The following is a 25,534-nucleotide window of genomic DNA, read 5'->3' on the forward strand; positions in this document are numbered from 1 at the left end:
CACAGCCGCGGCGGCCCCCCTAGGTGCAGACCTTGCCGTTTTCCGGGACCCGGCCGTTCAGCAGATAGGCGTTCACGGTGTTGCGGACGCAAGCGCTGCCGCTGTCGTACGCCCCGTGCCCCTCGCCCTTGTACGTGAGTTGGACGCCGACCCCGGGCCCCAGCTCGTCGGCCATCTTCCGCGCCCCCGCGTACGGCGTGGCCGGGTCGCCGGTATTGCCGACGACCAGGATGGGGGCGGCGCCGCGGGCGCTGACGTCGGGTGTGGTCCAGGCGCCGCGGACGGGCCAGCCGGTGCACTGGGTGAGGCTCCACGCCATGAAGTCGCCGAACACCGGGGACGCCTTGCGGAAGGTGGGCAGCTCCCGCCGGATGTCGGCCACGGTGTAGCGCTGTTTGAAGTCGGCGCAGGTGACGGCGTTGAGGGAGGACTGCAGCGTGCTGTAGTCGCCGTTCTCGCCGCGCCCGTTCATGGAGTCGCCGAGGGCCAGCAGGATCCCGCCGTCGCCCTGCTGGGCCCCGGCGATCCCCTGGGTGAGGTACGGCCAGAAGTCCCGTGAGTACAGGGACTGCGCGATGCCTCCGTCGGCCAGCGACTGGGTGAGTTTGCGGCCGCCGGAGCCCGGCACCGGATGCTGGTCGAGGCGCTTCAGCAGGGCCTGGATCTTGGCTTGGGTGGGGCAGCCTGCCGCGGCGGTGCCGCGGCAGCCCTTCAGGTAGTCGCCCAGCGCCAGCTGAAAGCCCTGCGCCTGGCCGAGGGCGCCCTGTTCGGGGTCCTGGGTGGGGTCCACGACCCCGTCGAAGAGCGCCCGGCCCACCTTCTTGGGGTACAGATGGGCGTAGACGCCGCCCAGTTCGGTGCCGTAGGAGACGCCGAAGTAGTACAGCTTGCGGTCGCCGAGGACGCGGCGCATCAGCTCCATGTCGCGGGCGGCGTTGGTGGTGCCGACGTACGGGAGCACCGTGCCGGACCGCTTCTCGCACCCGGCGGCATAGCCCTTGACCCGGTGCAGCAGGGAGGTCACCTCGGCGGAGTCGTCCGGGGTGGCGTCGGCCGCGTAGAAGGCATCGAGCTGCCGGTTGCCGAGACAGTGCACCCCCTTGCTGCGGCCGACCCCGCGCGGATCGAAGCTGACCAGGTCGTAGCGGGTGCGCAGCTTTTTGTAGGAGCCCGCGAGAGCGGGGAGCGTGGTGACGCCGGAGCCGCCGGGGCCGCCGAAGTTGAAGATCAGGGAGCCGATCCGCTTCCCCGGGCCTGTGGCCTTGGCGCGGATCATCGCGATGCCGATGGTGGCGCCGTGCGGCTTCGCGTAGTCGAGCGGCACGTGCAGGGTCGCGCACTCCCACTCCCGGCCCGGAGCCTTGGTGGTCGCCCCGTCCTCGCTGTCGGAGGGGACGGGGCAGGCGGCCCAGCGGAGCTTCTGGCCCGTGGTGGTGTCCGGCCGGCCGGAGTCGCCGCCGCATCCGGCGGTGGCGGCGAGCAGCAGGGCGGCGGCGGACAGCGCACCGGTGCGCAGGGGTCGGGACACGGCGGCTCTCCCGGGGTGGCGGCGTACCGCCATCCTGCGGGCCGCGGCGGGGTCGCGCGCGCACAGCGCGGGCGTACGGGTGAGGGCGGGCGGGTGAGGGCGGACCGCCCGCCCGGAGGCGTTGTGGGTGCCGTACGACGACGAGCCCTACAGGGACTCTCGGCGGGTGAGGTGGGTGAACGCCAGCCAGCCGGGCAGCACCGGCAGCCAGAAGACCATCAGCCGGAAGAGCAGCACGGCGGGCGCGGCCGTCTCGTACGGCAGCCCGGCGAAGGTGAGTCCGGCGATCAGGGCTGCCTCGACGGCGCCGACGCCGCCCGGGGTGGGCGCGGCCGATCCCAGGGCGTTGCCCGCGAGGAAGACGACCGCGATGCTCGCGTAGCTCAGGTCGCCGCCGAACGCGCGGATCGACGCGTCGAGGCACATCACGTTGGCCGCGGTCAGCAGCAGCATGCCGCCGATTCCGGCGAGCAGCTTCTTGGGCCGCTGCAGCACGTCCAGCATGCGCGGCACGACTCCGGCGAACAGCGACCGCACCCGGGTGGAGACGAACTTGCGCAGCGCGGGCACCGCGGTGACCACGAGGGTCAGTACGGCGCCCGTCAGCAGCCCGGCGATCACGGTCCGGGACGGCGAGAGGGTCGGGGTGCGCTCGGTGCCGGTGATGTAGCCGAAGGTGGCCAGCAGCAAGACGTGGCTGGCCAGGCCGAACAGCTGCGAGGCGCCGACGCTCGCCACCGCGAGCCCGGGCCGCACCCCGGCGCGCTGGAGGAAGCGGGCGTTGAGGGCGACGCCGCCGACCGCCGGGGGCGCCACCAGCTTCACGAACGAGGAGGCGACCTGCGCCAGCACCGTACGCCCGAAGGGCACCTTCTCGGGGACGAAGCCGAGCAGGCTCAGGGCGGCGGCGACATAGGTGAGCGCGGAGAAGGCGAGCGCGAAGAACACCCAGATCCAGTTGGCCTCGCCGACCAGGGCGCCCAGCTTGAGGTGGGTGAACTGGGACAGCAGGAAGTACGCGGCGAAGGCGCCCGCGCAGAAGGTGACCAGGGTGCGCGGCTTGATGCGCTCCAGCCGCACCGGCTCGACCGGCGCCTGCGGCCGCACCAGCAGCACCTGGCGGCGGATCTGGGCGAGCAGATCCAGCTCGCGGGCCTCCTCCAGGGCCTCGTCGATCGCCTGCTTCTCGGCCTGCTTCTCGGCCTTGGCCGTCTTGCGGTCGCTGACGGCGGGCTCGGCCCTGCGGCCGCCGTCGGCCTCGCCCGGTGCGGCCTCTTCGGCCTCCCGGGCCCTGGCCTCCTTGGCGGCGCGGGACGCCTCCAGCACCGCTTCCCGCTGCCGCTGGGCGCGCTCCCGGGCCTGCTGCCGCAGCGTCGCCCGGGTGGCCCGGCCCAGGGCGAGGGGCTGCAGCAGGGGGAGGCTGTCGGCGACCGCGTCCGGGCCGATGACGTCGACCGCGGCGGCCACGGAGCGCTCGGCACCCACCCGCAGCCCCAGGGTGGCCAGCAACTGCGCGATGTCCATCCGCAGCACCACATCGCCCGCCGCGATCTCGCCGCCGCGCAGATCCGTCAGGATGACCGCGCCGGAGCGGTCGACCATCAGGGCGTCGCTGTCCAGCCGCCGGTGGGCGATGCGCCGCGACTGGAGCGCCTGCACCTGGTGCCAGGCCCCGGCCAGCAGCTCGTCGGTGATCTCCTCGTCCGGCAGGGCGTGCAGCGGACGGCCGCCGATGTGCTCGTAGACCAGCATCACGGCGTCCGGGCCCAGCTCGGAGGTGGCGATCAGCTTGGGCGCGTTGGCGCCGGCCGCGATCGCCGCGTACGCGAGCAGCGCCTCCTGCTCCAGCGCCTGGCGCAGCGACTGGAGGCTGCGCGGAGGGGTGATCGTGCGCAGCGTCAGCCGCTGCCAGACGCTGTAGAAGAAGCCCTGGGCCTGCTGTTCGCGGTCGACCACGGTGACGTCCAGCGGCGGGCCGTCCTCCAGGGTGACCAGATAGCGGCGGCCCCGGTCGCTGTGGTTGCCGTGCTCGTCCACCGGCTCCTCGGCGCGCGCCGCGCTGACCGGGTTGAAGCCGACCCGGCGCAGCCCGGCCAGCAGATGCTGTCCGGTGGGGCGCACATTGGGGGAGCCGACGGCGTAGAGCGTGCCGTAGGCGACGGTCCAGCCGATGAGCACCGTGATGGCGATCGCGAACGGTGTGGTGTAGCCGCCCACCAGCACCGCGAACGCGTCGAGCAGCAGCACGCCCCACATGGCCACCCGCCAGCGCGGGCGGCGCGCCATCCCGACGGCCGTCATATAGGCGATGACCGGGGCGAGATAGCCGTGCACCGGATCGCTCAGGGCGCCGCCGGGCGCGGGCTGGGTGAGGGCCTCGCGGATCGAGTCGGGCGCGGCCCTGGCGACCCACAGATCGGTGGCCAGGGAGATGCCGTGGGCGAGCACCGCGGCCAGGACGCCGTCCGCGATCCGCAGCCCGTCCCGTTTGATCAGCCGCTCGATGGCGAACGCCACCGGCAGGACGAGCACGGCGATGCTGGCCGTCAGCCCCGCGAAGTCGATCATCAGCGGGGGCGCCTGGTTGGCGCCGTGGCCGATGTCCTTCTCCAGCCCCGCGGTGGTGCCGTGCGCGAAGGCCGCGACGGCCAGGACGATGGCGATGCCCAGCGCGCCGAGCAGCAGCCGCATCAGGTCGGAGGGACGGTGCACCCGGGCGGGCAGCAGCGGTTCGTCGCCCGAGACCCGGTCGTTGTGCCCCTGCGGGCCGTCGGTGCCGTCGGTGCCGTCCGAACCGTGAGAACGCGGCAGCGCCTCAGGGGTGCGTGCCTCCTCTTCAGGAGGCTGCGCACCCTGCTGCTTCGCCGTCTCTTCTTGATCTCGTATCACCAGTCACCGCCCGGAAGATGGTGGCATGCCCGGGCTGCGGAGGAGGGCATCAGGGTGCATTTCGGGGATGTGAGCCTCGGATCGTACGCCCTGTGGTGAATTCCCGCACAATGCGTGATCGAACCCCGCTGCCGTCCGCAGAACCTTCGACGGTACCGCGCGCGGCTGTGTCGGTGTCGGTGTCGGTGGGGTGCGGCAGGATGGGCGGGATGAGAGGGGAGAGCGAGGAGCCGCGGGCCGACGACGAGCTGCCCGCGTACGCGGAGCGGGTGCTGGACGTGGCCGACCTGATCCCGCCGGGCCGGGTGATGACCTATGGGGACATCGCCGAGTGGCTGGAGGAGGGCGGCCCGCGCCAGGTGGGGCGGGTGATGGCCCTCTACGGGGGCGCCGTGCCGTGGTGGCGCGTGGTGCGCGCGGACGGCGCGTTGCTGCCCGGCAGTGAGCTGCGGGCGCTGGACCACTACCGCGAGGAGGGCACTCCGCTGCGCGAGGCGCCGCGCTCCGCCGAGGGACACGTGCCGAGGATCGACATGCGCCGGGCCCGCTGGGACGGCACGGAGAGGACTGAGGGCGCCGCGGGATAGGGGTTGTCCACAGCCATTCGGGTGACGCACCGCGGCACATGAGATGCTGTCCCGCCCCCAGCCCACCCACCAGGACCGGCGATCCATGTGAGCACCTCCTCCTCGTCCCTGCCGCGACAGCGGCAGGGACGGCAGCCGTATCTACGGCTGCCGTCCGCGGGCACGTACCGCCTGGTCCGCCGTCGGCCGGATCCGGTGGCCTCTCCTGTCCTGGACGCACGTCAGCGCTCCGTGGTTGAGCACGAGGGCGGTCCGCTGCTGGTGCTCGCCGGACCGGGCACGGGGAAGACCACGACGCTGGTGGAGGCCGTCGCCCGGCGGGTGCGCGACGGCGCGGACCCCGAGCGGCTCCTGGTGCTCACCTTCAGCCGCAAGGCGGCTGTCGAGCTGCGCGACCGGATGACGGCGCGGCTGGGCGGCGCGACCGGGCCGCGGGCCACCACCTTCCACTCCTTCTGTTACGCGCTGGTCCGCGCCCATCAGGACGTCGACCTGTTCGCCGATCCGCTGCGGCTGCTGTCCGGCCCCGAACAGGACGTCGTCGTACGGGAGCTGCTGGCCGGACAGGCCGAACTGGAGCGCGCGGGGCGCGCGTCGGCCCGCTGGCCCGACGAGCTGCGCGCCTGCCTGACCACCCGCGGTTTCGCCGACGAGGTGCGCGCGGTGCTCGCGCGCAGCCGGGAGCTGGGCCTCGGCCCGCGGTCCCTGGGGGAGTTCGCGGCGCGCACCGGGCGCCCGGACTGGGGCGCGGCGGCGGCCTTCCTCGCCGAGTATCTGGACGTCCTGGACGCCCAGGGGGTGCTGGACTACGCGGAGCTGGTGCACCGCGCGGTGCTGCTCGCCGAGCGGCCGGAGGTATCGGCGGAGCTGGCCGCCCGCTATGACGCGGTGTTCGTGGACGAATACCAGGACACGGACGTGGCCCAGACCCGGCTGCTGCGGGCACTTGCGGGATCCGGAGGGGCCGCGCGGAGCGCGTCCGGCCGGGGTGGTGGTCGGGCGACGGGCGGGCGTTCCCTGGTGGCCTTCGGCGACCCCGATCAGTCCATCTACGCCTTCCGGGGTGCCGACGTGAACGGCATCCTCGGCTTCCGGGACGACTTTCCGCGCGCGGACGGCCGCCCGGCGCCCGTGGAGGTCCTCACCACCTCGCGCCGCTCGGGCGCCCGGCTGCTCGCCGCGACCCGGCTCGTCGCCGGCCGCATGCCGCTCACCCGCCTCCCGGCGCACGCCGTGCGCGCCCACCGGGAGCTGACGGCGGCGCGCGACGGCGGCCGCGTCGAGGTGTTCACGTACCCGACCGCGGGAGCCGAACTCGACAACGTCGCCGACATCCTGCGCCGCGCCCATCTGGAGGACGGGGTGCCGTGGAGCGAGATGGCCGTCCTGGTGCGCGCCGGGGGGCGCTCGCTCCCGGGCCTGCGCCGGGCGCTCACCTCCGCCGGGGTGCCCATCGAGGTGGACGGCGACGACATCCCGCTGCGCCACGAACCCGCCGTGGCCCCCCTGCTGACGGCGCTGCGGGCCGCCGCCACCGCCGCGCTGCCCGACTCCGGCGGGCTGTCCGCCGCCCTCGACGTCGAGACCGCCCTCACCCTGCTCACCTCGCCGCTGGGCGGCATGGACGCCGCCGATCTGCGCAAGCTCGGCCGTGCCCTGCGCGAGGAGGAGCGGGCCGCGGGCCACGCCGTGCCGCGCCCCTCCGACGTCCTGCTCGCCGAGGCGCTGGCCGCGCCCGAGCGGCTGGCAGTCCACGACCCGGCGTACGCGCGCGGCGCCCAGCGGCTCGGCCTGCTGCTGCGCAAGGCGCTGGAGGCGCTGGCCGGCGGCGGCACCGCCGAACAGGCGCTGTGGGAGCTGTGGGACGGCACCCCCTGGCCCGGGCGGCTGGAGGGCGCCGCCCAGCGCGGCGGGGCCGCCGGGCGCAACGCCGACCGCGACCTGGACGCGGCGTGCGCGCTGTTCGAGACCGCCGCGCGCGCGGAGGAGCGCACCGGCGGCCGCGGCGCGCTCAACTTCCTCGACCAGCTCGACGCCCAGGACATCGCCGCCGACACCCTCTCCCGCCGCATCGCCCGCCCCGACGCCGTGCGGCTGATGACCGCTCACCGCTCCAAGGGGCTGGAATGGCGCCTGGTGGTGGTCGCGGGTGTACAGGAGGGGCTGTGGCCGGATCTGCGGCGCCGCGGCTCGCTCCTGGAGGCCGACCGGATCGGCCGGGACGGGCTCGCCGAGCCGCTGACGCCGGGCGCACTGCTGGCCGAGGAGCGGCGGCTGTTCTACGTGGCGACGACCCGCGCCAGGGACCGGCTGGTCGTCACCGCCGTCAAGGCCGCCTCCGACGACGGCGACCAGCCCTCGCGGTTCCTGACCGAGCTGGGCGTCGCGCCTGTTGACGTCGCCCAGCGGCCGCGCCGCCCGCTGTCGGTCGCCGCGCTCGTCGCCGAGCTGCGCGCCACCACCGTCGACCCGGACGCCTCGGATGCCCTGCGGGAGGCCGCCGCACAGCGGCTCGCCCGGCTCGCGGCGCTGCGCGACGAGGATGGCCGGCCGCTCGTCCCCGCCGCCCACCCCTCCGGCTGGTGGGGCCTGTACGAGCCCACGCACAGCGAGGTGCCGCTGCGCGACCGCGACCGGCCGGTGGCGCTGTCCGGCAGCGCGCTCGACCAGCTCGTCAACACCTGCTCGCTCCAGTGGTTCCTGGGGCGCGAGGTCAAGGCGGACGCCCCGTCGACCGCCGCCCAGGGCTTCGGCAACGTCGTCCACGTCCTCGCCGACGAGGTGGCCTCCGGCCGCACCCCGGCCGATCTCGCCGTCCTCATGGAGCGGCTGGACTCCGTATGGGACGCGCTCGCCTTCGACGCCCCCTGGAAGTCGCGGCAGGAGAAGGAGCAGGCCCGGGCGGCCCTGGAGCGCTTCCTGCGCTGGCACGTGATGGAGCGCGGCGGCCGCACGGTGGTCGCCTCCGAGCACGGCTTCGACGTCACCCTCGAAGCCGACGCCTACCAGGTGCGCATCCGCGGCAGCATGGACCGCGTCGAGGCGGACGCCGAGGGGCGTGCGTACGTCGTGGACTTCAAGACCGGCAAGCAGCCGGTGACCCGCGGCGAGGTCGAACGCCACCCCCAGCTGGCGGTCTATCAGCTCGCGGTGCGCGAGGGCGCCGTCGACGGCCTCTTCGGCGACGACCGCCCCGAGCCCGGCGGCGCCGAGCTGGTCCAGCTGCGGCAGGGCGCCCCCAAGAAGGAGGGGGGCGATGCCGCGCCCAAGGTCCAGGCGCAGGCCCCGCCCGTGGGGCCCGACGGGGAGTGGGTCGGCGAACTGCTCGCCACCGCGGCCGGACGCGTCCTCGACGAGCGCTTCGCGCCGAGCACCGGCGCGCACTGCGAGCGCTGCGCGTTCCGCGCCTCGTGCAGCGCCCGCGCGGAGGGCCGCCACGTGGTGGAGTGACGCAGGGTGGGGGATTTGTGGCGTCATGTCCCTTCCGGTCGGCGGGAGATGTGCCGACTTATCCCCTTGGCGGGGGCTTGTCGGCCGGTTGTCGGTGGCGGACGATAGCCTCAGTGGAGTGTCAGCCCGCATCGCCGATCCCGAGGAGCTCAAGGAGCTGCTCGGGATTCCGTTCACCCCGGAGCAGACGGCGTGCATCACCGCGCCGCCCGCCCCGCAGGTGATCGTCGCCGGAGCGGGCTCCGGCAAGACCACGGTGATGGCCGCGCGCGTCGTGTGGCTGGTGGGCACCGGCCAGGTCGCACCTGACCAGGTGCTGGGCCTCACGTTCACCAACAAGGCGGCGGGCGAACTGGCCGAGCGGGTACGGAAGGCGCTCGTCAAGGCGGGCGTTGTGGACCCCGACCCGGATCCGGCCGCCGCCGAGGAAGCCGCGGGCGAGCCCAGCATCTCCACGTACCACGCCTTCGCCGGACAGCTCCTCAAGGACCACGGTCTGCGCATCGGCCTGGAGCCCAGCGCCCGGCTGCTCGCCGATGCCACCCGCTTCCAGCTCGCCGCGCGCGTGCTGCGCACCGCCCCCGGCCCCTACCCGGCGCTCACCCGCCCCTTCGCCGACCTGGTGACGGATCTGCTCGCGCTCGACGCCGAGCTGGCCGAGCACCTGGTCCCGGCGAAGCAGCTCCTCGCGTACGACACCGAGCTGCTGGACACCCTCGACGGGGTGAAGCTCACCAACGAGGCGCTGCGCAAGGTGCCCGAGGCCGCCCGCGCCCGCCGCGAACTCCTCGGCCTGGTCGAGGAGTACCGCGCCGAGAAGAGCCGCCGCGACCTGCTCGACTTCGGCGACCAGATCGCGCTCTCCGCCACCCTGGCCCGCTCCGGCCCGGAGGTCGGCCGGATCCTGCGCGAGCAGTTCGCGGTCGTCCTGCTGGACGAATACCAGGACACCTCCGTCGCCCAGCGGCTGCTGCTGTCCGGTCTGTTCGGCGGCGGCACCGGACACCCCGTCACCGCCGTCGGCGACCCGTGCCAGGCCATCTACGGCTGGCGCGGCGCCTCGGTCGCCAACCTCGACGACTTCCCCGCGCACTTCCCGCACCAGGACGGCAGCCCCGCCCGCCGCCACGCGCTCAGCGAGAACCGGCGCAGCGGCGGCCGTCTGCTGGACCTCGCCAACGGGCTCGCCGCCCCGCTGCGCGCGATGCACCAGGGCGTCGAGGCGCTGCGCCCCGCGCCCGGCGCCGAGCGGGACGGCCTGGTGCGCTGCGCGCTGCTGCCCACCCACGCCGAGGAGCTGGCCTGGCTTGCCGACTCGATCGCCCATCTGGTGCGCACCGGGACCCCGCCCGGCGAGATCGCGGTCCTGTGCCGTACGGCCGGTGACTTCGCCGAGATCCAGGGCGCGCTGGTGGAGCGTGACGTTCCGGTGGAGGTCGTGGGCCTGTCGGGGCTGCTGCACCTGCCCGAGATCGCCGACCTGGTGGCGGTCTGCGAGGTGCTCCAGGACCCGGGGGCCAACGCCGCGCTGGTCCGGCTGCTCACCGGCCCGCGCTGGCGCATCGGCCCCCGCGACCTGGCGCTCCTCGGTCGCCGTGCCCGCGCGCTCGTCTCCCACGGCCGTCCCGGCGACCCGGAGGACGATCCGGACCGGCGGCTCGCCGAGGCCGTCGAGGGCGTCGACCCGTCCGAGATCATTTCGCTCGCCGACGCCCTCGACACCTTCCTCGACTCCGGCGGCGGCCCGGACGACGGGCTGCCGTTCTCGGCCGACGCCCGGGTGCGTTTCGCCCGCCTCGCCGCCGAACTGCGCGAGCTGCGGCGCTCGCTGGCCGACCCGCTCATGGACGTCCTGCACCGGGTGCTGGCCACCACCGGCCTGGAGGTCGAGCTGTCCGCCTCGCCCCACGCCCTGGCCGCCCGCCGCCGCGAGACGCTGGGCAACTTCCTGGACGTCGCAGCGTCCTTCGCCGCCCAGGCCGGGTCCGCCGTGGACGGCGAGGCCACCCTCCAGTCGTTCCTGGGCTTCCTGCGGACCGCCGCACAGTACGAGAAGGGGCTCGACAACGCCCTCCCCGGCGGGGAGAACACGGTCAAGGTGCTCACCGCGCACAAGTCCAAGGGGCTGGAGTGGGACGTGGTGGCGGTGCCCGGACTGGTCGCGGGGCGGTTCCCGAGCGAGCAGAGCCGCGAGTCGTGGACGGCGAACGCCAGGGTCCTGCCGCACGCCCTGCGCGGCGACGCCGCCACCCTCCCGGAGGTCACCGCCTGGGACGCCAAGGGGCTCACCGCCTTCAAGGACGCCATGAAGGAGCACCAGCGGACGGAGGAACTCCGCCTCGGCTACGTCACCTTCACCCGGCCCCGCTCGCTGCTGCTCGGCTCCGGGCACTGGTGGGGCCCGTCCCAGAAACGCCGCCGCGGCCCGTCCTCCTTCCTGGAGGCGCTGCGCGCGCACTGCGAGACCGGTTACGGCGAGGTCGAGGCGTGGGCGGACGAGCCGGAGGAGGACGCGGAGAACCCGGCCCTGCGCGAGACCGCCGCCGACCGCGCCTGGCCGCTCCCGCTCGACCCGGCCGCCCTGTCCCGCCGCCGCCGCGCCGCGGACGCGGTCCTGGCCCATCTGGCCCGCCTGGAGGCGCGGGACGACGCGCATGCGCCGGGAGCGGGGCACGGCCCCGACGCGGACCAGGCGCCGGGCCCGCGCGGAGCGGCGGGCGGGCCTGCCCCCGGCCCGGGTGCCGCGTACCCCGCACGGTCGGCGGCCCCGGGCCTCGCCCCGGACCCGGCGGACCCCCTGTCCGCCCCGTACGACGACGCGCCATCGCCCGAACCGCCGTTCGCGCACGACGGTGAACCCCGCTCGGCCGGGCCGGACCTGTTCCCCGAGCCGCCGGAGGACGCGTACTCGTACGAGGACGAGGAGGCGTACCCGTACGACGTGCCGCCCGACGCCCCGGACCCGTACGACGGCTCGTACTACGACGACCCGCACCCGTACGAGGCTGACGCCACGGACCCGTACGTGACGGGCGACCCGTACGGCGACGAGCCCGCGTACCCCGATGACCCGCAGCCCTCGCCGGACGGCGACCTGGCGCCCGAGGAGGCGCGGCTGGCCGACTCCTGGGACCGCGATCTCGACGCGCTCGCCGGGGAGCTGCGGCGCGCCCGCTCGACCGTGCACGAGGTGCCCGTGCCGCACACCCTGACCGCCTCCCAGCTGATGCGGCTCGCCGCGGACCCTGACGGCTTCGCGCGGGAGCTGGCCCGCCCCATGCCGCGCCCGCCGCGGCCCGCCGCGCGCCGCGGCACCCGTTTCCACGCCTGGGTCGAGTCGCGCTTCGAGGCGCTGCCGCTGCCGTTCCTCGGCCCGGACGAGCTGCCGGGCGGCGCGGACGACGAGCCGGAGATCGCGGACGAGCGCGAGCTGGCGGCGCTCAAGGAGGCGTTCGCGCGCACGCCGTACGCCCGGCGCACCCCGCACCGCGTCGAGGTGCCGTTCCAGCTGACCCTGGCGGGCCGGACGGTGCGGGGCAGGATCGACGCCGTGTACCGGGAGCCCGCGGCGGGCGCCGGGGACGGCCACGGCTTCGAGATCATCGACTGGAAGACCGGCCGCTCCCAGGACGCCGACCCGCTCCAGCTGGCCATCTACCGCCTGGCCTGGGCCGAACAGCACGGCCTGCCGCTGTCGGCGGTCTCGGCGGCGTTCCTCTACGTACGCAGCGGGGAGATCGTGCGCCCCGTGGACCTGCCCGGCCGGGCGGAGCTGGAGCGCATCCTGACCGGCGAACCGGAGGCGGACGAGGTGGACGAGACGGGCGAGACGAACGAGACGGACGAGCCAGTCGGCGAGGCCGACGATGTCCGTAAGGCTGTCCGTAAGGCTTTCACCGACGTCGAACCATGACCGAGCGCGACCGCGAATGGGCGGCCCGGAGACCCCGGGTCCCGCGTCGGCGCGCGCCGGATAGGCTCACATCCATGAGCACCACCCCGGACACGGACAACGCTGTCCGCGCCTTCGTCGACGACCACCGCGCCGCCTTCCTGGACGACCTCGGCGCGTGGCTGCGCATACCCTCCGTATCCGCCGACCCCGCGCGCGCCGGTGACGTCCGCCGCAGCGCCCAGTGGCTCGCCTCGCACCTCACCGCGACCGGCTTCCCGGAGGTCGAGATCTGGGAGACGCCCGGCGCCCCGGCGGTGTTCGCCACCTGGCCGTCCGGCGACCCGGACGCCCCCACCGTGCTCGTCTACGGGCACCACGACGTCCAGCCCGCCGCCCGCGAGGACGGCTGGCACACCGATCCGTTCGACCCGGTCGTCCAGGACGGCAGGCTGTACGCGCGCGGCGCCGCCGACGACAAGGGGCAGGTCCTCTTCCACACCCTGGGCGTGCGCGCCCATCTGGCCGCGACCGGCCGTACCGCGCCCGCCGTCAACCTCAAGCTGCTGATCGAGGGCGAGGAGGAGTCGGGCTCCCCGCACTTCCCCGAGCTGATCCGGGCGCACGCCGACCGGCTCGCATGCGACACCGTGATCGTCTCCGACACCGGAATGTGGTCCGAGGACACCCCGACCGTGTGCACCGGCATGCGGGGTCTCACCGACTGCCAGATCGACCTGTACGGGCCGGACCAGGACATCCACTCCGGCTCCTTCGGCGGCGCCGTGCCCAACCCGGCCACCGAGGCCGCCCGGCTGGCCGCCGCACTGCACCACGACGACCGCACGGTGGCCGTCCCGGGCTTCTACGACGGTGTGCTGGAGCTGACCGACCGCGAGCGCGAGCTGTTCGCCGAGCTGCCCTTCGACGAGACGGGCTGGCTGCGCACCGCGCATTCGCACGGCCTGCTCGGCGAGGCCGGGTACACCACCCTGGAGCGGATCTGGGCCCGCCCGACCGCGGAGGTCAACGGCATCGCCGGGGGCTACCAGGGGCCGGGCGGGAAGACGATCGTGCCCTCCGCCGCCCAGCTCAAGCTGTCCTTCCGGCTGGTGGCCGGTCAGGACACGGAGCGGGTCCAGCAGTCCGTGCGGGAGTGGGTCGCGGCGTCCCTCCCGGCCGGGATCCGGCACGAGATCACCTTCTGGGGCGCGACCCGCCCCTGTCTGACCCCCTTGGACCACCCCGCCCTCCAGTCCCTGGTACGGGCCATGGGGCGGGCGTTCGACCAGAAGATCCGCTTCACCCGCGAGGGCGGATCGGGACCGGCGGCCGACCTGCGGGACGTCCTGGGCGCTCCGGTGCTCTTCCTGGGCATCTCGGTACCGTCCGACGGATGGCACGCACCCAACGAGAAGGTCGAACTGGACCTCCTCGTGAAGGGCGCAGAGACGGCCGCCCACCTCTGGGCCGATCTCGCGGAGAATGGACCCGTATAGCTCGCGTATGTACGTAAATCACCCGCCTCTCAGGGGGAGTTGGAAGCAGCCGTGACCACCTGGACCGAGCGCGCCGCCACCCGGCCGATCACGCTCAGCGCCCCGAGCGGCATCGACCGCGCGGCGCACCACCGACTGGACGAGGCGTGGCTGGCCGCGGCGTGGAGCCACCCGACGACGCGGGTCTTCGTGGTCTCAGGAGGCCAGGCCCTGGTCGACGACACCCCGGACGGCCGTACCGAGCTGGTCATGACCCCGGCCTTCGAGGCCCCGCCCACCGAGACGCACCGCTACTTCCTGGGCACCGACGAGGACGGGGTGCGCTACTTCGCGCTGCAGAAGGACACCCTGCCCGGCCGCATGGACCAGTCGGCGCGCCCCGCGGGGCTGCGCGAGGCCGGCTCGCTGCTGTCCGAGCGCGACGCGGGGCTGCTGGTGCACGCGGTGGCGCTGGAGAACTGGCAGCGGCTGCACCGCTTCTGCTCCCGGTGCGGCGAGCGCACGGTGATCGCGGCGGCGGGCCACATCCGCCGCTGCCCGGCCTGCGGCGCCGAGCACTACCCGCGCACCGACCCGGCCGTGATCATGCTGGTGACGGACGATCTGGACCGGGCGCTGCTGGGCCGGCAGGTGCACTGGCCGGAGGGGCGCTTCTCGACGCTCGCGGGCTTCGTGGAGCCGGGGGAGTCGATCGAGCAGGCGGTGGTCCGCGAGGTGGCGGAGGAGGCGGGCGTCCCGGTCGGCGAGGTCGAGTACGTCGCCAGCCAGCCGTGGCCCTTCCCGTCCAGCCTGATGCTGGGCTTCATGGCCCAGGCCACGTCCTCGCGGATCCAGGTGGACGGGGAGGAGATCCACGAGGCGCGCTGGTTCTCCCGGGACGATCTGCGCACCGCGATCGAGTCCGGCGAGGTGCTGCCCCCGTCCGGGATCTCGATCGCGGCGCGGCTGATCGAGCTGTGGTACGGCGAGCCGCTGCCGCGCGGCTGACCGCCGTACCAGACCTGACTCAGACCCCGACCTTGGCCTTCACCTGGGCGAGGGAGGGGTTGGTCAGGGTGGAACCATCGGGGAAGAGCACGGTGGGCACGGTCTGGTTGCCGCCGTTCGCCTTCTCGACGAAGGCCGCGGACTCCGGGTCCAGCTCGATGTTGATCTCGGTGTACGCGATCCCCTCGCGGTCCATCTGGCCCTTGAGCCGGCGGCAGTAGCCGCACCAGGTGGTGCTGTACATCGTCACGGTGCCGGACATCGGTCTTCGCGCTCCTCGGGGTCGTGGGTGGTCGGCAAAGGGTGAACGTTCATCTTCCGTCGCTCATTCCCGTCGCATTCCTGGCGTTCATATGACCGCATGGTCACGGCTGTGGACAACCTGCGCGGTGGTCCCGGGGGACCTGGCAGCATGGCGGGGTGACACCAGCAACGCACTCCACTCTCTTCCCGCAGGTCTCCACGCCGGGCGGCTACGGGGCCACGCCGCGTGACGCCGACGCGGTGCTGGAGGGGCTCGACCCCGAGCAGCGCGAGGTGGCGACGGCCCTGCACGGGGCGGTGTGTGTGCTGGCCGGGGCGGGCACCGGCAAGACCCGGGCGATCACCCACCGGATCGCCTACGGGGTGCGCGCGGGCATCCTCCAGCCCGCCAGCGTGCTGGCCGTCACCTTCACCAACCGCGCGGCGGGCGAGATGCGCGGCCGGCTGCGGCAGCTCGGCGCGGGCGGGGTGCAGGCGCGCACGTTCCACTCGGCCGCCCTGCGGCAGCTCCAGTACTTCTGGCCCAAGGCGGTCGGCGGGGAGGTGCCGCGGCTGGCCGAGCGCAAGGTGCAGCTGGTCGCCGAGGCCGCCGCGCGCTGCCGCGTCCGGCTGGACCGCAATGAGCTGCGGGATGTGACCGGCGAGATCGAATGGTCGAAGGTCACCCAGACCGTGCCCGAGGACTATCCGGCGGCGGCCGCCAAGTCCGGCCGCGAGGCCCCCCGCGACCCGGCCGAGATCGGCCGGATCTACGCCGGGTACGAGCAGTTGAAGCGCGAGCGCGGCGTGATCGACTTCGAGGATGTGCTGCTGCTGACGGTCGGTGTGCTGGAGGAGCGGCCGGACATCGCGGATCAGGTGCGCCGCCAGTACCAGCACTTCGTGGTCGACGAGTACCAGGACGTCAGCCCGCTCCAGCAGCGGCTGCTGGAGCTGTGGCTCGGCGAGCGGCAGAGCCTGTGCGTGGTCGGCGACGCCAGCCAGACCATCTACTCCTTCACCGGTGCCACCCCCGACCATCTGCTGGACTTCCGCACCCGGCACCCCGGCGCCACGGTGGTCAAGCTCATCCGTGACTACCGCTCCACCCCCCAGGTCGTGCACCTGGCCAACGGGCTGCTGTCCCAGGCCCGCGGCCGGGCAGCGGAGCACCGGCTGGAGCTGGTCTCGCAGCGCGACCCGGGCCCCGAGCCGGTCTACACGGCCTACGCCGACGAGCCCGCCGAGGCCGAGGCCACCGCCCGTCGCATCCGCGAGCTGATCACCCCGGTCGGGCAGGGCGGCGCCGGCGTCACGCCGAGCCAGGTCGCGGTCCTCTACCGGGTCAACGCCCAGTCCGAGCTGTACGAGCAGGCGCTGGCCGACGCCCAGGTGCCCTATCAGCTGCGCGGCGCCGAGCGGTTCTTCGAGCGGCCCGAGGTCCGCGAGGCGGGGATGCTGCTGCGGGGCGCGGCCCGCGCCGGAAGCGCCGACCCGGTGCTGTCGGACGAGGACCTGCCGTCCCAGGTGCGGGCCGTGCTCGGCACCCGCGGCTGGACACCCGAGCCCCCCGCGGGATCCGGAGCGGTCCGCGACCGCTGGGAGTCGCTGGCCGCGCTGGTGCGGCTCGCCGAGGACTTCGCCCGGGGCAGGCCCGGGGCCACCCTCTCCGATCTGGTGGCGGAGCTGGACGAGCGGGCGGCCGCCCAGCACGCCCCGACCGTGGAGGGTGTGACGCTCGCCTCACTCCACGCCGCCAAGGGCCTGGAGTGGGACGCGGTCTTCCTGGTGGGGCTGACCGAGGGCATGATGCCGATCACCTACGCCAAGACCGATGAGCAGATCGAGGAGGAGCGCCGGCTGCTCTATGTGGGGGTCACCCGGGCCCGCCGCCATCTGAGCCTGTCGTGGGCGCTCTCGCGGGCGCCCGGCGGCCGCCCCTCCCGCAGGCCCACCCGCTTTCTGAACGGGCTGCGGCCCGGCTCCTCGGCGCCCGCCGCCCGGATGCCCGGCGGGGGCGGCGGCATCGAGCGCGGCGCCGGCCCGGGCGCCCCGGTGCGCAAGCGGCGTACCCCGGTGCACTGCCGGGTGTGCGGCAGGACGCTGACCGACGCGGGCGAGATGAAGCTGATGCGCTGCGAGGACTGCCCCTCCGAGCTGGACGAGGCGCTGTACGAGCGGCTGCATGACTGGCGGGCCGAGCAGGCCGGGCTGCTGGGCCAGCCGGCCTTTTGCGTCTTCACCGACAAGACCCTGCTGGCCATTGCCGAGGCCGTGCCGGGAACCGAATCGGAGCTGTCGGGCATCTCTGGTGTCGGAAGACGGAAACTCGGCAGGTTCGGCGCCGACGTTCTCGCGCTCTGCGCGGGCCGGGAACTGCCCTCGGCTCACGAGAGTGACGGGGGCGACGAGGGCGGCGGAACCCAACCGGGTGACCCTGCGGAAAACTCGACGGAAAAATAGTTTGCGCGCGCGGACGGCATACCCATAGCCTTCCGAGCACGGAGACAACGGCCCTTCCGGGAACCGAGGAATCCGTGTTGTACTACGTAAGTCCGGACCGGTTCGCACTGGTCCCCTGAGACGCCGAGAGGAGGCGGAGACCAATGATCAGCTTCATCGAGACCATCAAATTGACCGATCGATCGGTCGCCGTCACCTGCCCGCTCGGCTCCCCGCTTCCCGGCACCGGTATGCCCGGCGCCAATGAAGCGCGTCTCAGCGAGCGCAGCGAGCGACCGATCCAGGCACCTGCGGTAGCGGCAGCGGCACGGGCATTTGCCTATGCGCTGGCGGCCAATGGTGCCGGATCCCGGACGACGCAGCAGCACCACGAGAAGTGGGCCTTCCGCAGGCTCGAACCCTGGAGTTATCCAGCCTGATTCAGGATCAGGTCGGCACCTTCCAGGGCCGCGGAACCCACACCGGGATCCGCGGTCCTTTTGATTTGCCAGCGCCCGGCCACGAGCCGGACCGAACAGACGAGGAACACGCCACCGTGCAACTCAACGCACACGCCCCGTCCGCAGAGACCGACCTGAATCGACCGCCTGACTCCTCGGAGGACTCCTTGACCCCCCTCACCGCCCTCACCGAGCTCGATGACGCCATCGAGAACCTGGGCGTAGCCGTCCCGTGCCGCTCCTACGACCCGGAGGTCTTCTTCGCCGAGTCTCCGGCCGACGTCGAGTACGCCAAGTCGCTGTGCCAGACCTGTCCGCTGCGCGAGGCCTGTCTCGCCGGGGCCAAAGACCGCCGCGAGCCCTGGGGCGTCTGGGGCGGCGAGCTGTTCGTCCAGGGGGTCGTCGTGGCCCGCAAGCGGCCGCGTGGCCGCCCGCGCAAGAACCCGGTCGCGGCATGAGCACCCCCGGCACCATCGATCGCCCGGCGACGCACGAACCCATGAAGCAGGTCCCGACGATGACCCCACCGGTCTCCGACACCCCCACACGCCATCACTCCGGCGCGCCCGAGTCGCGCCAGAACAGGACCCGAGAAATGCAACTCATCCCAGAAGCCCTGGCGCGTGCGCATATGCGCCTGCAGCGCGGCGCGGGGCGGGCGTCCCTGCGCGCCCGCCGGGCGCTGGCCACGGCGGTCATGTCCTGACGCGGCCACGCGCAGACACCGAGGGATACCGAGGGCCGGTCCGATGCGGACCGGCCCTCGGCCGTTCCCGCGATCAGGCCGAGGTCTCCGCGTCCTCGGCCTCCTGGACGTCGTCGGCCGCGCCGTCCGCGCCGTCCGCACCGGCCTCGGCAGCCTCGTCCACCTCCTCCGCCTCGTCGGCGAAGCCGGGGACCCAGGCCTCCAGCTCATCGCGCAGCCGCACCGTCGCGCCCAGCTGGCACAGCACCCCGATCGTGCTCAGGGTCACCCGGTGGATCAGCAGATAAGCGGGCGGCAGATTGAGCTGATTGCCCAGCTCGTAGACGGGCGAACCGCGGTCGGCCATCCGCGCCGCCTGGCCGCGTATCCACTGCCTCTCGAAGTGGAACGCCTCGACCTGGGCCGGTTCGAGCATCGGCAGCAGGAACTCCAGCAGCGCGTCAGGATCCAGCTCGATCGTCGGCTTGACGAACCCCTCACCCCGCATCAGGTCGTAGACCCCCGCGGCGTCCCCTTCCAGCGCCATCCGCAGCGCGATGCCGACGGGCTCGGGAAGCCCTCCGGGGAGCCGGTCCACCGAGCCGAAGTCCAGGACGCCCAGCTTCCACTGCTCCGGCGGCCCGTCCGGGGCATCTCCCTTGATCAGCCGGAAGTTCCCGGGGTGCGGATCGGCGTGCAGCAGGCCGGTGCGGGGCGCCCCCGAGAACAGAAAGCGGGCCAGCAGCTGACCGGCCCGGTCACGCTCCTCGGGCCCGCCCTCGGCGATCACCTCGGAGAGCGGTATGCCCTCCAGCCATTCCGTGATCAGCACCTGATCGCTCTGGTGCACCACCTCGGGCACCACGATCTCGGTGTCCTCGGCGTACTCCACCGCATGGGCGCGCTGGGACTCGGCCTCCAGCTCATAGTCCAGCTCCTCGGCCACCCGGTCGCGCAGCTCCGCGATCAGCGGCTTGATGTCCATGCCGGGCACCAGCGGCCCGAGCACCCGGGCGAACCGGCTCAGTTGGCCGAGGTCGGACAGCAGCGCCTCGCCCGCCCCCGGGTACTGCACCTTGACCGCGACCTGGCGCCCGTCGTGCCAGACGGCCCGGTGCACCTGCCCGATCGAGGCGGCCGCCGCCGGCTTGTCCTCGAACTCCAGGAACAGCTCCTCCCACTCCGGGCCGAGCCGCTCCTCCAGCGCCGCGTGGACCGTACCGGTGGGCATGGGCGGGGCGGCCTCCTGGAGCTTGGTGAGGGCCGCCCGGTAGGGCTTCGCGATCTCCTCGGGCAGCGCCGATTCGAAGACCGACATCGCCTGCCCGAGCTTCATCGCCCCGCCCTTGAGCTCGCCGAGGACCTTGAACATCTGCTCGGCGGTGCGCTGCTGCATCTCGCGCGCGACGATCTCCGCCGGCCGCCCTCCTATCCGCTTCCCCAGCCCCCAGGTGGCGCGCCCCGCGAATCCCAAGGGCAGCGCCGCCAGTTTGGCGGTGCGGGTGATCGCCTTGCGCGGCAGATCGGACATGCGCCCTCCAACTACAGCTGAGCCATCCCGGGAGGCACCTCCCGGACCCCCGTCGCCCACTCCGCGGACGTCGGTCACCCGCACATTGTGGCGTGCGGTCTCTCCGCGGCCGAGGCGTATACCGCATCATCCCGCCCGGCCGATCCGCACTCGCATCCGGGATGCGCCTCGACGCTCTCGGCCTGCCAGGAGAGGCCGGGCAGCGCCAGCTCCCAGCGGGCCGCTGCGCCTGCGGGGAGCCCTCCGTCGAGGAAGGCCAGCGCCCGGGAGGCGGTGAGCCCGGCCACCACCGTGGCCAGCGCCGTGTCACAGGCGGGTGCGGATCCGCGGCGGCCGGACCGCCACTGGGCCAGCATTCGCGGCCACGTCGGCTCCCGCTCCGCCCGGGCCGCGGCGGCGCAGCCCGCACAGGGGGTGACACCCGGCAGGACGAGGGGACCCACCACCCCGGTGCCCTCGATCACCCCCGCATAGAGATGGGGTGTGCCGGAGGCGAGCAGTGGCTCGGCCGCCGCCGGATCCGGTGCGTAGGCCGCGAGGCCGTCGCGCGGGGCGATCACCACCAGGGCCAGCCCGGGCTCCCCGCCGGGCGGCTCCCCGGCCCGTGGGCGTGGCCGCGGGCCCGGCGCCGCCCGGCGCACCAGCCGGCGCGCTGCCACCTCCCGCCGCTCTCCGATCTGCTCCGCCGACAGCCCGCCGGGCGCCACGTCCCAGGGCTCGACACAGCCCCCGTCCACCACATCGACCTGCCCGACCCCCGAGGAGGACAGCACTGCGGCGACCGCCGCCCCGACCCGCCCCGCACCGCGCACCTGCACCCGCATCGCCCGCCGCGCGGCGAGCAGCCGCGCCGCCGCTCCCGGCTCCGGATGCAGCACCGACAGCGCCGCCGCGTCCGGCCGCAGCCGGTCCAGAGCCGGGCCGGGGCCGCTCGCCGCGGGCGCGAGCGGGCCGCCGGGCCTCGTGTCGTCCAGCAGCCCGGCCGCCGTCAGCCGGTCCAGCAGCCCATCGGCCCGCTCCTCCGGCAGCCCGAGGGCCCGGGCCTCCTGCCGCAGCAGGGGCAGCCCACGGGTGCCGTCGAGCAACTCCAGAAAGCTGCCCGTCGCCGTATCCAGCGGGCCCACCACCACCGCATGCGCCCGGGCCACCCCGAACTGCACCGTGTCCCGGCTCCGCCAGCCGCGCCGCAGCGCGGGCTTGAGCATCGGATGCATCGCCGTCCCCCCTTCGCCGAACATCGCCGAACTTCGCCGATCTTTTCGCCGAACGGTTCTCAGCATGCGCCCCGCCGCCCACCCGCCGCCGAAAGTTATCCACAGGCTGTGTTGATAGTCGTACAAGCGGTGCGCGCCGAGGGGTGGTTCGCTCCGCGACCGCGGGTGAGGGCGGGACTTCCCCGGCTGCCAGCGGGTAACGTCGGGGCGTGCCCGCCGATCCTTCCCCGCGCACCGCCCCGAGTCCGCCGAGCCCGTCGAGTCCGCCAAGCCCGCAGAACCGGGGCTCGGGCACGAGCGCGGTCGAGGTCCGCCGGAGTTCACGTCGGCGCAGGACCGTCTCCGCCTACCGCGAGGGCGACCGCACCATCGTCCTCATCCCCGCCCGGATGTCCGAAGCGGAGGAGCAGCGCTGGGTCGGGGTGATGCTGGACAAGCTCGCGGCGCAGGAGAGCAAGCGCATGCTGGGCGACACGGAGCTGGCGGCGCGCGCGGAGTGGCTGTCCGGGCAGTATCTGGGCGGCCGGGCCCGGCCCGCCTCGGTCCGCTGGGTCACCAATCAGAACACCCGCTGGGGCTCGTGCACCCCGGCCGAGGGCAGCATCCGGCTCTCGCACCGGCTCAAGGGCATGCCGGAGTACGTGGTGGACTACGTCCTCGTCCATGAGCTGGCCCATCTGCTGGTGCCCGGTCACGGCCGCCGCTTCTGGGAGCTTCTGGAGTCCTATCCCCGCACCGAGCGGGCCCGGGGCTATCTGGAGGGTGTGGTGGCCGCCGGGCGGCTGCCGCATCTGCCGGGCGGCGAAACGGAACCGGGTGCCGAAGCGGAACCGGGCTGAGGAACCGCACCGCGCTCCCCGGCGTCGTTCACAGTCGGCGGCAGCGGCTAGCCTGGCGCGCAATGCACTCACCGGTTTCGGGATGGGGGACGGTCGTTACGTATGGCCAGGGAATTCCAGCGCGGCCACAAGGCCAGGATCAGCGATCTGACCGCCGGGAGGGATCTGTACGTCGGCGTGCAGATCGCCGGACCGGGGCTCACCTTCGACATCAGCTGCTTCGGTCTCGACGCGGACGAACGGCTCTCGGACGACCGCTACTTCATCTTCTTCAATCAGCCCAAATCACCTGAAGAAGCGATACAGCAGCTCGGTGCGCAGGCTGGTGACACCGAGTCGTTCCGGGTCACGCTCGACAGCATTCCGCCGACCATCCAGAAGCTCTCCTTCACCGCGACCCTCGACGGCGCCGGCCAGATGTCCCAGATCGGCCCCGGCTACCTCCGGATCGTCGCGGGCGGCGAGGAGGTGGCCCGGTACGCCTTCAGCGGTTCGGAGTTCAGCACCGAGCGCGCGGTGATGCTGGGCGACTTCTACCTCAAGGACGTCTGGCGCTTCGCCGCCGTCGGACAGGGCTTCGACGGCGGACTCGAGGCGCTGCTCAGGAACTTCGGTGGCGAGGTCGCCGAGGAGGAGCCCGCGCCCGCACCGGCGCCCGCGCAGGGCGGTGCGCCCGGTTTCGGTCCGCCCGGCCAGGCGGCCCCCGCCCCGGGCTTCGCGGCCCCCGCGGACCAGGCCCCCGCAGCCCCGCCCGCACCGCAGCCGCAGCAACCCGCCCCCGCCCCCAGCTTCGGCGCGCCCCAGGGCACTCCGCCCCAGGGCACCCCTCAGCAGCCCCCGGCCCCACAGCCCGCGCCGGGGTCACCGCAGGTGCACGCGGCGCCGACGCTCGCCGCGCCGATCGTGCCGCCGGGCCAGGTACCGCCGCCCGGCCCGCCCGGTCCCGTGCCGCCCCCCGGCCAGGCGCCGCCTCCTCCCGGCCCGCCCGGGCAGTACCCCGGTCGGCAGCCGCAGTTCGGCCAGACGCCGGGTCAGGCGCCGCCCGCCCCGTACGGCCAGCAGCCGCCCGGTCAGCCGTACCCCGGCCAGCCCGCCCCGTACGGCCAGACCCCGGGTGCGGCCGTGCCCCAGGGCGGGGCCCCCGGTGTGCAGGCCGCGCTCGCCGAGTACCGCGAGGCGGCGACCGGCCAGCGCTGGACGCCGCAGAACCCGCGCATGATGCGGGTCGATCTCGGCGTCGACGGACAGCCGGTCCTCGCCCGCCAGGGCAGCATGGTGCTGTACCAGGGGAAGGTCGACTTCAGCTACAAGGGCGCGGGGATGCGCGGCCGGATCGTCGGCAACGCGACCGGCCAGGAGATGCAGCTGATGCGCTGCAGCGGCCAGGGCCAGGTCTTCCTCGCGGAGAACGCCGCCGAGCTGCACCCGATCGAACTGCAGGGCGACGCGATCTGCGTCTCCGCCGAGAATGTGCTCGCCTTCGACGAGTCGCTCCAGCACGAGGTGCGCCGGATCGAGGGTCACGGCATCCCCGGCGGCGCGCTGTTCACCATGCAGTTCCAGGGCACCGGCACCGTCATCGTGAAGACCCAGGGCACCCCGGTGGTGCTCCCCGTCACCCCGACGACCTTCGCCGACAGCAACGCCATCGTGGCCTGGTCCGCCGGTGCGCAGGTGATCATCTCCAGCCAGGTGCGGCTGCGCCGCAGCGCCTATCCCGGCCACAGCGGGGAGACCGTGAACCTCCAGTTCCGCGGTGCGCCCGGCAACTTCATCGTCGTCCAGCCCTACGAGGTCTGAGGGAGCCCGTCATGGACCAGCAAATGATCTCGGGCTTCGCAGCCACCCCGGTCGCGGCCCGCATGGAGAACCACGGCAGCAGCATGCTCAAGGTCGCCATGCAGAGCGGCCAGGACCTCTTCGCCCGCACCGGTTCGATGGTGGCGTACGAGGGCTTCGTGCAGTACGAGCCGAACCCGCCCGCGGTGCGCCAGATGGCCTCCCAGTGGCTGACCGGCGAGGGCGCGCCGCTCATGCGGTGCAGCGGCGACGGGCTGCTCTATCTCGCCGACTACGGGGCGAACGTCGTCTGCATCAACCTCAACGGCGACGCGCTCTCCGTCAACGGCACCAATCTGCTCGCCTTCGACGCCCACCTCCAGTGGGGTGTCGAACGGGTCAAGGGCATCGCCAAGTTCGCCGGGCAGGGCCTGTTCAACGTGGGCGTCTCCGGCACCGGATGGGTCGCGCTGACCTCCCGCGGCACCCCGATCGTCGTCGACTGTGGCCGTGGGGAGGACGAGACCTATGTGGACCCGGACGCGCTCGTCGCCTGGTCCAGCGGTCTCAAGGTGAAGGGCAAGCGCAGCTTCAAGGCGTCGTCCCTGATCGGCCGGGGCAGCGGCGAGGCGTACCAGCTCGGCTTCTCCGGGCAGGGCTTCGTCGTCGTACAGCCCAGCGAGGACAGCACCGACCGGCTCCGGGCCCGGGGCTGAGGGGGAGAAGGACACATGCAGAGCCCGCTTTTCGGCCACACCGAGGTTCAGACCGAGGACCGTTACTCGCTGCAGAACCGCAAGATGCTGCGGGTCGCGCTCACCGGCCACGAGGACGTGCTCGCCCGCAAGGGCAGCATGGTCGCCTATCAGGGGCTGATCGAGTTCGACGGTGAGTACCAGACCTCCGGGCAGCGGCGCGCCCGCGCCCGCACCGGCGAGGGCCTGGATCTGATGCGCTGCTCGGGGCAGGGCACGGTCTACCTCGCCAACCTCGCCCAGCACGTCCATGTGGTGGACGTGGACCACGACGGCCTCACGGTCGACAGCGCGTACGTGCTGGCGATCGACTCCACGCTGCACTGGGAGTCGATCGCGGTGGACAGCCAGTTCGGCATCTCCGGCTCCGGCAAGTACAACCTCAACATCTCCGGCCGGGGCAAGGTCGCGCTCATGACCTCGGGCAAGCCGCTGATGCTCCAGGTGACCCCGGACAAGTACGTCAACGCCGATGCGGACGCGATCGTCGCGTGGTCCAGCTCGCTGCGCGTCCAGATGCAGGCGCAGACGCATTCCTCGGGGGTGTGGCGCCGGCGCGGCAGCACCGGCGAGGGCTGGGAGCTGAGCTTCCTCGGCCAGGGTTACGCCCTCGTCCAGCCCAGCGAGTTGCTGCCGCCGCAGAACGCGGTGATCGGCGGCGGCGCGGCGGCCCAGTTCGGCATGGGCCAGCAGGGGGCCCGCGGGCAGAACCAGGGCAACATCTTCAGCAACTGACCGCCGCCGGGCGGTGCC

Annotated in this window: 18 protein-coding genes; 13 read left to right on the forward strand and 5 right to left on the reverse strand. The window is 73.6% G+C overall.

The features are described from left to right. Positions 1 to 19: 19 nt before the first annotated feature. The gene (locus ACH4SI_RS09765; protein ID WP_398294573.1) at positions 20 to 1,561 is read right to left on the reverse strand and encodes an alpha/beta hydrolase; all 1,542 of its coding nucleotides are present in this window, start codon (positions 1,559 to 1,561) and stop codon (positions 20 to 22) included. Positions 1,562 to 1,675: 114 nt separating this feature from the next. After that, positions 1,676 to 4,219, reverse strand: a complete 2,544-nt coding sequence (locus ACH4SI_RS09770) for a YbhN family protein (protein WP_398295219.1) — start codon at positions 4,217 to 4,219, stop codon at positions 1,676 to 1,678. A 407-nt stretch (positions 4,220 to 4,626) separates the two neighbouring features. Here ACH4SI_RS09770 and ACH4SI_RS09775 point away from each other — a divergent pair, with 407 nt between their 5' ends. The 5 genes from ACH4SI_RS09775 (at position 4,627) to nudC (ending at position 14,832) form a co-directional block, all read left to right on the forward strand. Beyond that, positions 4,627 to 5,004, forward strand: a complete 378-nt coding sequence (locus tag ACH4SI_RS09775) for an MGMT family protein (RefSeq protein ID WP_398294575.1) — start codon at positions 4,627 to 4,629, stop codon at positions 5,002 to 5,004. Between the two features lie 87 nt (positions 5,005 to 5,091). Then, complete coding sequence (locus ACH4SI_RS09780; protein ID WP_398294577.1) at positions 5,092 to 8,454, forward strand: ATP-dependent helicase; 3,363 nt, start codon at positions 5,092 to 5,094, stop codon at positions 8,452 to 8,454. 118 nt (positions 8,455 to 8,572) lie between these two features. Next, complete coding sequence (locus ACH4SI_RS09785; RefSeq protein WP_398294579.1) at positions 8,573 to 12,367, forward strand: UvrD-helicase domain-containing protein; 3,795 nt, start codon at positions 8,573 to 8,575, stop codon at positions 12,365 to 12,367. 74 nt (positions 12,368 to 12,441) lie between these two features. After that, positions 12,442 to 13,845, forward strand: a complete 1,404-nt coding sequence (locus ACH4SI_RS09790; protein WP_398294581.1) for a dipeptidase — start codon at positions 12,442 to 12,444, stop codon at positions 13,843 to 13,845. 51 nt (positions 13,846 to 13,896) lie between these two features. Beyond that, positions 13,897 to 14,832, forward strand: a complete 936-nt coding sequence (gene nudC, locus ACH4SI_RS09795; RefSeq protein WP_398294583.1) for an NAD(+) diphosphatase — start codon at positions 13,897 to 13,899, stop codon at positions 14,830 to 14,832. Between the two features lie 19 nt (positions 14,833 to 14,851). Here the strand turns inward: nudC and ACH4SI_RS09800 are convergent, their stop codons facing one another. After that, complete coding sequence (locus ACH4SI_RS09800) at positions 14,852 to 15,094, reverse strand: mycoredoxin (protein ID WP_398294585.1); 243 nt, start codon at positions 15,092 to 15,094, stop codon at positions 14,852 to 14,854. A 158-nt stretch (positions 15,095 to 15,252) separates the two neighbouring features. Here ACH4SI_RS09800 and ACH4SI_RS09805 point away from each other — a divergent pair, with 158 nt between their 5' ends. The 4 genes from ACH4SI_RS09805 to ACH4SI_RS09820 all read left to right on the forward strand — a co-directional run bounded on the left by ACH4SI_RS09805 (position 15,253) and on the right by ACH4SI_RS09820 (position 18,684). After that, entirely contained in the window at positions 15,253 to 17,538 is a 2,286-nt protein-coding gene (locus ACH4SI_RS09805; protein WP_398294587.1) for an ATP-dependent DNA helicase UvrD2, read from the forward strand. 143 nt (positions 17,539 to 17,681) lie between these two features. After that, a complete protein-coding gene (locus ACH4SI_RS09810; protein ID WP_398294589.1) occupies positions 17,682 to 17,957 on the forward strand; it encodes a hypothetical protein in 276 nt (91 codons plus the stop codon). A gap of 116 nt (positions 17,958 to 18,073) precedes the next feature. Beyond that, positions 18,074 to 18,436 (forward strand): WhiB family transcriptional regulator, encoded by a 363-nt coding sequence (locus ACH4SI_RS09815; protein ID WP_009715209.1) that lies wholly within the window; start codon positions 18,074 to 18,076, stop codon positions 18,434 to 18,436. Further along, positions 18,433 to 18,684, forward strand: a complete 252-nt coding sequence (locus ACH4SI_RS09820) for a hypothetical protein (protein ID WP_398294591.1) — start codon at positions 18,433 to 18,435, stop codon at positions 18,682 to 18,684. Before ACH4SI_RS09815 ends, ACH4SI_RS09820 begins: the two co-directional genes overlap by 4 nt. A gap of 73 nt (positions 18,685 to 18,757) precedes the next feature. On the opposite strand, the gene ACH4SI_RS09825 is transcribed toward ACH4SI_RS09820, so the two are convergent. Beyond that, positions 18,758 to 20,194 (reverse strand): ABC1 kinase family protein, encoded by a 1,437-nt coding sequence (locus ACH4SI_RS09825; RefSeq protein ID WP_398294592.1) that lies wholly within the window; start codon positions 20,192 to 20,194, stop codon positions 18,758 to 18,760. Between the two features lie 74 nt (positions 20,195 to 20,268). Continuing rightward, positions 20,269 to 21,408, reverse strand: coding sequence for a ThiF family adenylyltransferase (locus tag ACH4SI_RS09830; RefSeq protein WP_398294594.1), 1,140 nt, complete (start codon positions 21,406 to 21,408; stop codon positions 20,269 to 20,271). 209 nt (positions 21,409 to 21,617) lie between these two features. On the opposite strand from ACH4SI_RS09830, the gene ACH4SI_RS09835 reads away from it, so the two are divergent. The 4 genes from ACH4SI_RS09835 (at position 21,618) to ACH4SI_RS09850 (ending at position 25,516) form a co-directional block, all read left to right on the forward strand. Continuing rightward, entirely contained in the window at positions 21,618 to 22,247 is a 630-nt protein-coding gene (locus ACH4SI_RS09835; RefSeq protein ID WP_398294596.1) for a M48 family metallopeptidase, read from the forward strand. A 102-nt stretch (positions 22,248 to 22,349) separates the two neighbouring features. Then, the gene (locus ACH4SI_RS09840) at positions 22,350 to 24,047 is read left to right on the forward strand and encodes a TerD family protein (protein WP_398294598.1); all 1,698 of its coding nucleotides are present in this window, start codon (positions 22,350 to 22,352) and stop codon (positions 24,045 to 24,047) included. A gap of 11 nt (positions 24,048 to 24,058) precedes the next feature. Further along, positions 24,059 to 24,742, forward strand: coding sequence for an AIM24 family protein (locus ACH4SI_RS09845; protein WP_358626116.1), 684 nt, complete (start codon positions 24,059 to 24,061; stop codon positions 24,740 to 24,742). 15 nt (positions 24,743 to 24,757) lie between these two features. Then, on the forward strand, positions 24,758 to 25,516 hold the full coding sequence (locus ACH4SI_RS09850) for an AIM24 family protein (protein ID WP_398294601.1): 759 nt from the start codon (positions 24,758 to 24,760) through the stop codon (positions 25,514 to 25,516). The last annotated feature ends 18 nt before the right edge of the window (positions 25,517 to 25,534 follow it).

The organism is Streptomyces sp. NPDC021212 (genome assembly GCF_044332925.1).
Taxonomy (GTDB): Bacteria; Actinomycetota; Actinomycetes; order Streptomycetales; family Streptomycetaceae; genus Streptomyces.